7 protein-coding genes and 1 pseudogene are annotated in these 8,775 nt (G+C 47.6%); 6 read left to right on the top strand and 2 right to left on the bottom strand.

Features of this window, described 5'->3' with window-relative positions; translation table 11 throughout:
* Positions 1-268: 268 nt before the first annotated feature.
* Together KSW37_RS14550 and KSW37_RS16145 are read left to right on the top strand one after the other, a co-directional pair.
* Entirely contained in the window at positions 269-514 is a 246-nt protein-coding gene (locus tag KSW37_RS14550) for a hypothetical protein (RefSeq protein ID WP_217314119.1), read from the top strand.
* Positions 515-863: 349 nt separating this feature from the next.
* Positions 864-971 (top strand): annotated as a pseudogene (locus KSW37_RS16145) (DUF4248 domain-containing protein); the annotation flags it as partial.
* An 84-nt stretch (positions 972-1,055) separates the two neighbouring features.
* Here KSW37_RS16145 and xylE read toward each other — a convergent pair.
* Complete coding sequence (xylE, locus tag KSW37_RS14540) at positions 1,056-2,507, bottom strand: D-xylose transporter XylE (protein ID WP_217314118.1); 1,452 nt, start codon at positions 2,505-2,507, stop codon at positions 1,056-1,058.
* Between the two features lie 206 nt (positions 2,508-2,713).
* Between xylE and KSW37_RS14535 the strand changes: the two genes are divergently transcribed.
* From KSW37_RS14535 to KSW37_RS14520, 4 genes are all read left to right on the top strand, one after another.
* Entirely contained in the window at positions 2,714-3,670 is a 957-nt protein-coding gene (locus KSW37_RS14535) for a methylenetetrahydrofolate reductase (protein ID WP_217314117.1), read from the top strand.
* Positions 3,671-4,783: an ATP-binding protein gene (locus KSW37_RS14530; protein ID WP_217314116.1), complete on the top strand. Its 1,113-nt coding sequence runs from the start codon at positions 3,671-3,673 to the stop codon at positions 4,781-4,783.
* A 441-nt stretch (positions 4,784-5,224) separates the two neighbouring features.
* On the top strand, positions 5,225-6,646 hold the full coding sequence (gene ricT / locus KSW37_RS14525; protein WP_217314115.1) for a PSP1 domain-containing protein: 1,422 nt from the start codon (positions 5,225-5,227) through the stop codon (positions 6,644-6,646).
* A 20-nt stretch (positions 6,647-6,666) separates the two neighbouring features.
* The gene (locus KSW37_RS14520) at positions 6,667-7,149 is read left to right on the top strand and encodes a gliding motility lipoprotein GldH (RefSeq protein ID WP_217314114.1); all 483 of its coding nucleotides are present in this window, start codon (positions 6,667-6,669) and stop codon (positions 7,147-7,149) included.
* 40 nt (positions 7,150-7,189) lie between these two features.
* On the opposite strand, the gene rodA is transcribed toward KSW37_RS14520, so the two are convergent.
* On the bottom strand, positions 7,190-8,653 hold the full coding sequence (gene rodA, locus KSW37_RS14515; protein ID WP_217314113.1) for a rod shape-determining protein RodA: 1,464 nt from the start codon (positions 8,651-8,653) through the stop codon (positions 7,190-7,192).
* Between the last annotated feature and the right edge of the window lie 122 nt (positions 8,654-8,775).

Here is an 8,775-nt window from a genome sequence, read left to right as displayed (position 1 = left end):
AAGCAGCACGCCCTGAAAGGGCAGAAGCTCCTAGCCCAGGGCATCGCCCTGGGTATAATGACAATCAGCAAGTCGCCCTGTAAGGGCAAAAGCTTTATTAATGGTCTGGTATTTTAAAGCTTTTGCCCTTACAGGGCGACAGGTTTGCGACCGTAATAACCCAGGGCGATGCCCTGGGCTAGGAGCTTCTGCCCTTTCAGGGCGTGTAGGGCAAAACTTGCGAAACCCGGAGATACGCAAGTCCGCTAGGCGTTCCGGAGATACCCAAGTGGCTCAATCAGATTACCCAAGTGGCTCAATCAGATTACTCAAGTGGCTCTATCAGACTACTCAAGTGGCTCAATCAGATTACTCAAGTGGCTCAATCAGCGAGTCCAGTCGTCTGCGTAAGCGAGTCCAGCCGTCTGCATCAGCGAGTTCAGCCGTCTGCGTAACCCAGTTCAGCCATATCCTTAACCCAGTTCAGCCACATCAGTTGGTAAACGGAAGTACATCGTTTGTTTACCTCTTTTGAGTGCTCAATTACTACCAGGGCAAAGAAGCCTTTCTGAGGATACTACCAGGGCCAATAATAGCTACCATCAGGGCCAATTATGTATCTTCTGATATGCCCAAATTACTACCAGGGCAAACTCTAAAAATATAAAATATTGAATATCAGATAGTTAGGTGTGGATTTTTCTTCCCTACACTATACCAAGTATATTATATATATACATTTACATCTTTTACACTATACGTAATACGGGAGGAAAAAGATTTTTTTTTCAACAAATCAGCTATTAAAATGCATTTTTTCTCTTCAAAAAATTGCATAAGTCTGAAATAAATATTACTTTTGCAACATAAAAAATATAAAGCTTATGAATTATCCCCAACGTATGTACAGCAAGACCGAGCTGGGTCTGCTCTACTTTCCCGACACAACCGACGGGGCGACAGCGCGCCGTCATATCATGGTATGGATTAAGCGTTGCGAGCCAGAGGGCATAAAGAAAAACCGCCAGGCGTTTCTTTCTACGCCTGGCGGTCTTGATATTTCACAGAATAAGAACTTAGTCTTTCTTCCAAAGCTTGGTCATATCCTCCAAACTCTTACCCTTGGTCTCAGGAACGAGCTTCCATACAAAGATGGCAGCGAGGATACAGATAACACCATACAATCCATAGGTAAACCAATAACCCAAACTGTTAGCCATCGGAACGAAAGAGGTAGAAACAATCCAGTTGAAAATCCACTGGAAGGCTACGGCAATCGCTACGGCAGCACCACGAATCGTATTAGGGAATACCTCGGCGATAAGTACCCAGCAGATTGGTCCCCAAGAGAACATGAATGATGCAGAGTAAACCATGATGGATACCATGCACAACAACTGCAGATTAGGATTACCGAAGGTGATGGCTACACCGATGGCACCCAATGCCATGCCCAAAGAACCGGTAATGAGCAAAGGCTTACGTCCCAACTTCTCTACCGTAAAGATAGCTACACAGGTGAAACCGAGGTTCACGATACCATTGAATACGGTCAATACCATCGGATTGTCAAAGCCCATAGCATCATAGATGCGAGGAGCATAATAGAGCACGGCATTGATACCTACAGCCTGCTGGAATACAGAAAGCATCACACCTACGAAGATACAGAGCACACCATAAGTAAGCAGTTTCTCCTTCTTCTCTGTAACCGTATTCTTGATGTCGTTCAAAATCTTCTTAGCCTCGTCAGCACCATTGATGCGAGCCAGAATACGCTCAGCCTTCGCATCCTGACCAACCATGGCAAGATAACGGGGAGTCTCCGGTACGAAACAGATAAGCAGAGCAAACAAGCCCGCTGGAACCATCTCAGAACCAAACATATAGCGCCATCCGGTTTCAATAGCCCAGGCAGCCTCGCCACCATTCAGAATCTGGTTCATACCGTTGCCCACACTCTGAATAGCAGGAGCAATATGATCGCCAAGAATGAAGAAGTTGACGAAATAAACTACCAGCTGACCGAAGATGATGGCAAACTGGTTCCAGCTGACCAACATACCACGGATGTTGCTAGGCGCAATCTCACCGATATACATCGGGCATACAGCAGATGCCAGACCCACACCGATACCGCCAATCACACGATAGAGGTTGAACACGATGAGAAGCGTAAGATTAGGTTCACCCTTTGGCAACACCAAAGACTCCGGACACATAGATCCCCATGCAGAGATGAAGAACATCACACCCGCAAAGATCAGCGAACGCTTACGGCCCCAGTTAGAAGCCAGCACACCCGAAAGCGCCGAACCGATGATACAACCAATCAGGGCACTGGAAGAAGTGAATCCATGCCAGAAATCGGTATAGGTGAAATCCTCAGCACCCATGAAGAATGCCTGCAAACCCTTCTCGGCTCCCGAGATTACCGCGGTATCATAACCGAAAAGCAAGCCGCCCAAAACGGCTACCATCACAATTGAAATAAGATAGGCTCTAGAGCCTGTTTGTTTTTGTTCCATTATTTTTTAGGTCTAAAATTTAATCACTTTTCTGTAGAATAGCGTAGCATTTAACGGCTGGAAATCTTCTTTTTTCATGCAAAAAATCAATCTCCACCTAATAATATACGTTTTTTCTTTATAAATATTACGTCCAACATGCGGTTTTCCCCTATTTTTTTTGTAAATTTGCACCAAAATAAGAAGAAACATAGAATTTAGGTAATATGAACATAGCAGATTTTCTACATCAGCAGGGCGATAAGCGAGGCTTTTCGTTCGAGGTTTTACCTCCGCTGAAAGGTAACGGAACAGCAGCGCTCTTCCGTACCATCGATGCGCTGAGCGAGTTTGGTCCTCGCTTTATCAACATCACTACGCACCATAGCGAGTATGTTTACAAGGAACTGGAAAACGGACTCCTCACTCGCCAGCGTGTGCGCCGCCGCCCGGGCACCGTGGCCATCGCAGGCGCTATACAGAATAAGTACGACATACCTGTCATCCCTCATATTATCTGCAGCGGTGCTACAAAGGAAGACATCGAGTACGAACTGCTCGACCTACAGTTTTTGGGCATCAGCAACATTCTCGTTCTGCGAGGAGACAAGGCGAAAGAAGACCGGCAGTTTACACCAACCGAGAACGGTCATACCCATGCTACCGACCTCCTGAAGCAGGTGAATCAGTTTAATGATGGTTTCTTCTTTGATGGCACTCCCATCAAGCACCCGGGCGACAAGTTCTGCTGCGGTGTAGCCTGCTATCCGGAGAAACATGAAGAGGCGCCAAACCTCGAAATGGATATGCAGCATCTGCTGGAGAAACAACAGTTGGGCGCAGCGTATGCCGTTACCCAGCTCTTCTACGACAACGAGAAGTTCTATGCTTTCGTTGAAAAGGCTCGGCAGATAGGCGTTACCATCCCTATCATTCCTGCCATCAAGCCTTTCGCCAAGTTGAGCCAGCTCACTGTAGTGCCGAAAACCTTCCACTGCGACATTCCTGAAGAACTCGCACAGGAAGTATTGAAATGTAAAACTGACGAAGATGCCAAGCAGCTCGGTATCGAGTGGACTACCACTCAGGTGCAAGATCTCTTCGAACATGGTTACAACAATGTTCACTTCTTCACCGTATCGGCTGTAGATAGCGTCAAGCAAATAGCAAAAATACTGTTTTAAATGCAAAGAAATGAAGTTATAGGTCAGCAAGAAGTATGGAACCGTCTTATGGAGATGGTTCAGGAGAACCGTTTGCCCCATGCGCTGATGTTCTGCGGTCCGCAGGGTTGCGGCAAACTGGCGATGGCACTGGCTTTTGCCAGCTATCTTCTGGGCGATTCACCGATGCTCAGGAAATGGGAACATCCGGACCTCCACTTCACCTTTCCTACCATCAAGACCGCCAATATGAGCAGCGAACACAAACCGGTGAGCCTCGACTTCATCAAGGAATGGAGAGAGCTGCTGCTTTCTAAAGGTCCCTATATCCAGATTAGCGACTGGATGCAGAAGATGGGCAAGACGGATGCCGACTATAACAAACAGGCTATCATCACTGCCGAAGAAACTGATGCCATCTCTCACGAACTGATGATGATGTCGAGTCAGGGCGGATATAAGATAAGTCTGATATGGCTCCCGGAACGTATGAACATACAGAGTGCCAACAAGATACTGAAACTGTTGGAGGAGCCGCCTCGCCAGACGGTATTCCTGCTGGTAAGCGAGAATCCGGAACTGCTGCTCGAAACCATCAGAAGCCGTACGCAGCGTATCGACTTCAAGAAGATAGAAACAGCAGAGATGGAAAAAGCGCTGACGGAACGGAGAGCGCTGGAGCCAGACATGGCACACCGCATAGCCCGTATCGCCAACGGCAACTGGAATCTCGCTCTCGAAGAACTGGATGCAGGAAATGAAAACCGGCAGCATCTCGACATGTTCATCATGCTGATGCGACTGGCTTACATGCGCAAGATTGGTGACCTCAAGAAGTGGACCGATGTGATTTCGACCTTCGGAAGAGAAAAGCAGAAACGCATGCTCGACTACTTTATGCACATGCTCAGAGAAAGTTTCATGTACAACTTCCGGAATCCGGAACTGAGCTACATGACGCAGGATGAGGAGAACTTTGCCAAGAACTTTGCCCGCTTCATCAACGAGGCAAACATCATTGACATCTCCAACCTCTTCGAAGACAGCAAACGCATGATTTCGCAAAATGCCAATGCCAAAATCGTTTTCTTCGATATGGCGCTCAAAATCATCGTCCTCCTGCTGAGAAAGTGAAGAGTGGAAGCAGCACGCCCTGAAAGAGCAGAAGTTCCAGAAGCAGCACGCCCTGAAAGGGCAGAAACTCCAGAAGCAGCACGCCCTGAAAGGGCAGAAGTTCCAGAAGCAGCACGCCCTGAAAGGGCAGAAGCTCCTAGTCCAGGGCATCGCCCTGGGTATAATGGCAGACAACAAGGCGCCCTGTAAGGGCAAAAGCTTTATGTCTTGTTTGGAGTTTTAAAGCTTTTGCCCTTACAGGGCGACAAACTAGCGCCCGTAATAACCCAGGGCGATGCCCTGGGCTAGGAGCTTCTGCCCTTTCAGGGCGTATGGAGCAAAACAGGGCGCATGGAGCAAAACTTGCGAAAGTTCTGTTCATTGTTCATTATAAATTAGACATTATAAATTGTACATTATAAATTATACATTATAAATTAGACTATCGTGGATTACAAAAATATGAAATTCAGGATGTGTAACGGCTGCGACCGTGGTCTGTGCGCTAAGGGCGTAGGAAGACAGGACAGACAGCTCAACACATACGACTGGCTTGCCGATGTACCCGGCAATGCAGAAAGTACTGACCTCGTGGAGGTACAGTTCAAGAATACCCGTAAGGGATATTACCACAATGTGAATAACCTCGACCTGAAGAAGGGCGATATAGTGGCTGTAGAGGCTAACCCTGGTCACGACATCGGTGTGGTTACGCTGACCGGAAGACTGGTAAAACTCCAGATTAAGAAGGCAAACCTCAAGTCGCAGGATGATATCAAGCGTATCTACCGTATCGCCAAGCAGGTGGATCTTGACAAATGCAAGGAGGCTAAGAGCCGTGAACACGACACCATGATTCAGAGCCGCCAGATAGCCAAAGATCTCGGACTGAAGATGAAAATAGGTGATGTAGAATATCAGGGAGACGGCAACAAGGCTATCTTCTATTACATCGCTGACGAACGTGTGGACTTCCGCCAGCTCATCAAGGTTCTTGCCGAGACCTTCCATGTGCGCATTGAGATGAAGCAGATTGGTGCGCGACAGGAAGCAGGACGTATCGGTGGAACGGGGCCTTGCGGCAGAGAACTCTGCTGCGCTACCTGGATGAAGAACTTCATCAGCGTAAGCACCAATGCAGCACGCTACCAGGATATCTCACTGAATCCTCAGAAACTTGCCGGTATGTGCGCCAAACTGAAGTGCTGTCTCAACTACGAGGTAGACAACTATGTAGAGGCTAGCAGAAAGTTACCTCCTAAGGATGCCGTACTGCAGACTGCTGACGGTGATTTCCATCAGTTCAAGGTGGATATCCTGGCTGGTCTTATCACCTACTCTTCTGACAAGAACCTTGCTTCCAACCTCGAAACCATCAGCATCGAGCGTGCCAAGGCGATTATCGAAATGAACCGTCAGGGCGAGAAGCCATTGAGTCTGCTGGAAAACGGTAAGGCAAAACCTGTAGCCAAGCCTATCGACCTGCTTGCCGAAGCCGATTTGAGCCGCTTTGACAAGGCTAAGAAAAAGAAGAAGAAGAACAATAAGAACAAGGGACCTCGACAGCAGGAGGGCGACAACAAACCTCAGAAGAATGAGAACCGCGCGCAGAATGGCGACAACAAACCTCAGAAGAATGAAGGCAAGCCAAACAACCAGCGCCGCGACAACCGTAATCAGGGCAATCATCCTAAGGGTGACAACCGCCAGCCAAGAAACGACAGACGGCCTAACAAGGGCAACAAGCCACAGGGTGGCAACAAGCCGCAAGGCAATAACGCCCCACAGGGTGATAACAAGCCACAAGGCAACAACGCCCCACAGGGTGGTAACAAGCCACAAGGCAATAATGCCCCACAAGGCAATAACGCCCCACAAGAATAAAGAATAGGAGCTAGAAAAAGATGAAAAAGACAGTTTATTTCATCGTTTTGACAGCGATCGTTCACATTCTCTCTGCCTGCAGCGGTTCGACCGTATACGATGAGTATGCCCATACACCGATTGCAGGATGGGAGAAGAACGACACCCTATCATTCGAAGTATCACCTCTACTCGAAGCCGGGCATTACAAACAAAGCCTGGGACTTCGCATTACAGGTGCCTATCCGTTCATGGGACTTACGCTCATCGTTGAACAGACGGTTTATCACCGAAACAAAAAGATATCTGGCGAATGCAAGATAGATACGGTCAACTGCCAGCTGATTGACAAAAACGGCGTGAGTAAAGGACAGGGTATCAGCTACTATCAGTATAACTTCCCTATCAACATCTATCAGATGCATCAGGGCGATTCCATACACGTAGCCATCAGACATGATATGAAAAGAGAAATCCTCCCCGGTGTGAGCGACATCGGCATCAAGATTTCCAAGATACAATAAAAAAAAGAGGGTGTGTCATAAGCCACATCCTCTTTTTTTTTTAACTTCTCACTAAGTTCCTTCCCGCATCAATTCTCAAGAAGATGAAAAGAAGGATGGTGAATCCCCATAACGAACTACCACCATAACTGAAGAACGGCAGCGGAATACCGATAACTGGTGTTAACCCCAGCACCATTCCCACATTAATAAATAGGTGGAAGAGGAATACCGACAACACACAATAGCCGTAGATACGCCCGAATTTATAAGGTTGCCGCTCAGCCAGATGCATCAACCGCAATATCAAAGCCAGGAAAAGCAGCAGCACGCCTGCCGAACCGAAGAAACCTTCCTCTTCGCCTACCGTACAGAAGATAAAGTCTGTATCCTGCTCTGGCACGAATTTCAGTTTGGTCTGTGTACCATTCAGGAAACCTTTTCCCAGGAGTCCGCCGGAACCAATGGCAATCTCACTCTGATGCACGTTATATCCCGCACCAGCCAAATCTTCATCCAGTCCCAGCAGCACGTTGATACGCACTCGCTGATGAGGTTCCATCACATGATTCAACACATAATCGGCAGAATAGAAGAAAGCGATACTTCCCAACGAAAAGATTGAGATGAGGAAGTAATTGCGGAACCGGGTTCTCAGACCCTGATAAACCAGGAATCCAATCATCATGGCACACAGGAAGAGCTGAATCCACACAATGTCGAACGGAATGACATAGGTAGAAAAGAGCACGAAGAGCAGCGTAATGCCTACCGAATAGGCAAGGATCATCAGTGCCTGTTTCTTATTGCCCGTATAAGAGTTCACCATACCCGCGGTAAAAATCTGCACCAGCAAAAGCACGACAAACTTACCCACAGAAGTATAGGTATCCCACATCATCACGTTTTCATACTTCACACCCACTACGAAGTAAGCCACCATCGACACTCCGGTAAAGAGAATGGCACCCGGCATTCCTTCGCGGTAAAGCATGAGGAAGAATGAAAGATAAACCAAAGCAGATCCCGTTTCACGCTGACCAACGATGCAGAGCATCGGCAGAACGATGATGCCTACAGCTGCCATGAAATGCTTCAGGTTCTGCATACTGAAACCATAACTTGACATAAACTTGGCTACCGCCAGAGCCGTAGCAAACTTACCAAACTCAGCCGGTTGCAGTCGGAGCGGTCCCAACACCAGCCAGGAGTGGGAGCCCTTGATGCTATGCGGATTGAATATCGTAGCAAAGAGCAAGAGTATCAGGATGCCATAGATGACATACGAGAAGGTATCGTAAAACCGGTCATCAAGCAGCAGGATTACCAATCCCAGTGCTATGGATGTGCCAATCCATATAATCTGCATACCCGAACGGGCACCCAGACTGAATATCTCGTTGTCACCATAGTTATAGCTGGCTCCACAGACGCTCACCCATCCGAAGATGAGGAGTGCCAGATAAATACCTATCGTCCACCAGTCAAGTGAAGCAAGCACACTAGGTTGTTTATTATCGATCATAATAATATAACTTATACATTACCATTTGAACTTTATCAATTGTACATTATTGAACTTTCGCTAGTTTTGCCCCACACGCCCTGAAAGGGCAGAAGCTCCTAGCCCAGGGCATCGCCCTGGGT

This window comes from Segatella copri, from assembly GCF_019127135.1.
GTDB lineage: Bacteria > Bacteroidota > Bacteroidia > Bacteroidales > Bacteroidaceae > Prevotella.
This window is presented reverse-complemented; position numbering and strand designations above follow the sequence as displayed.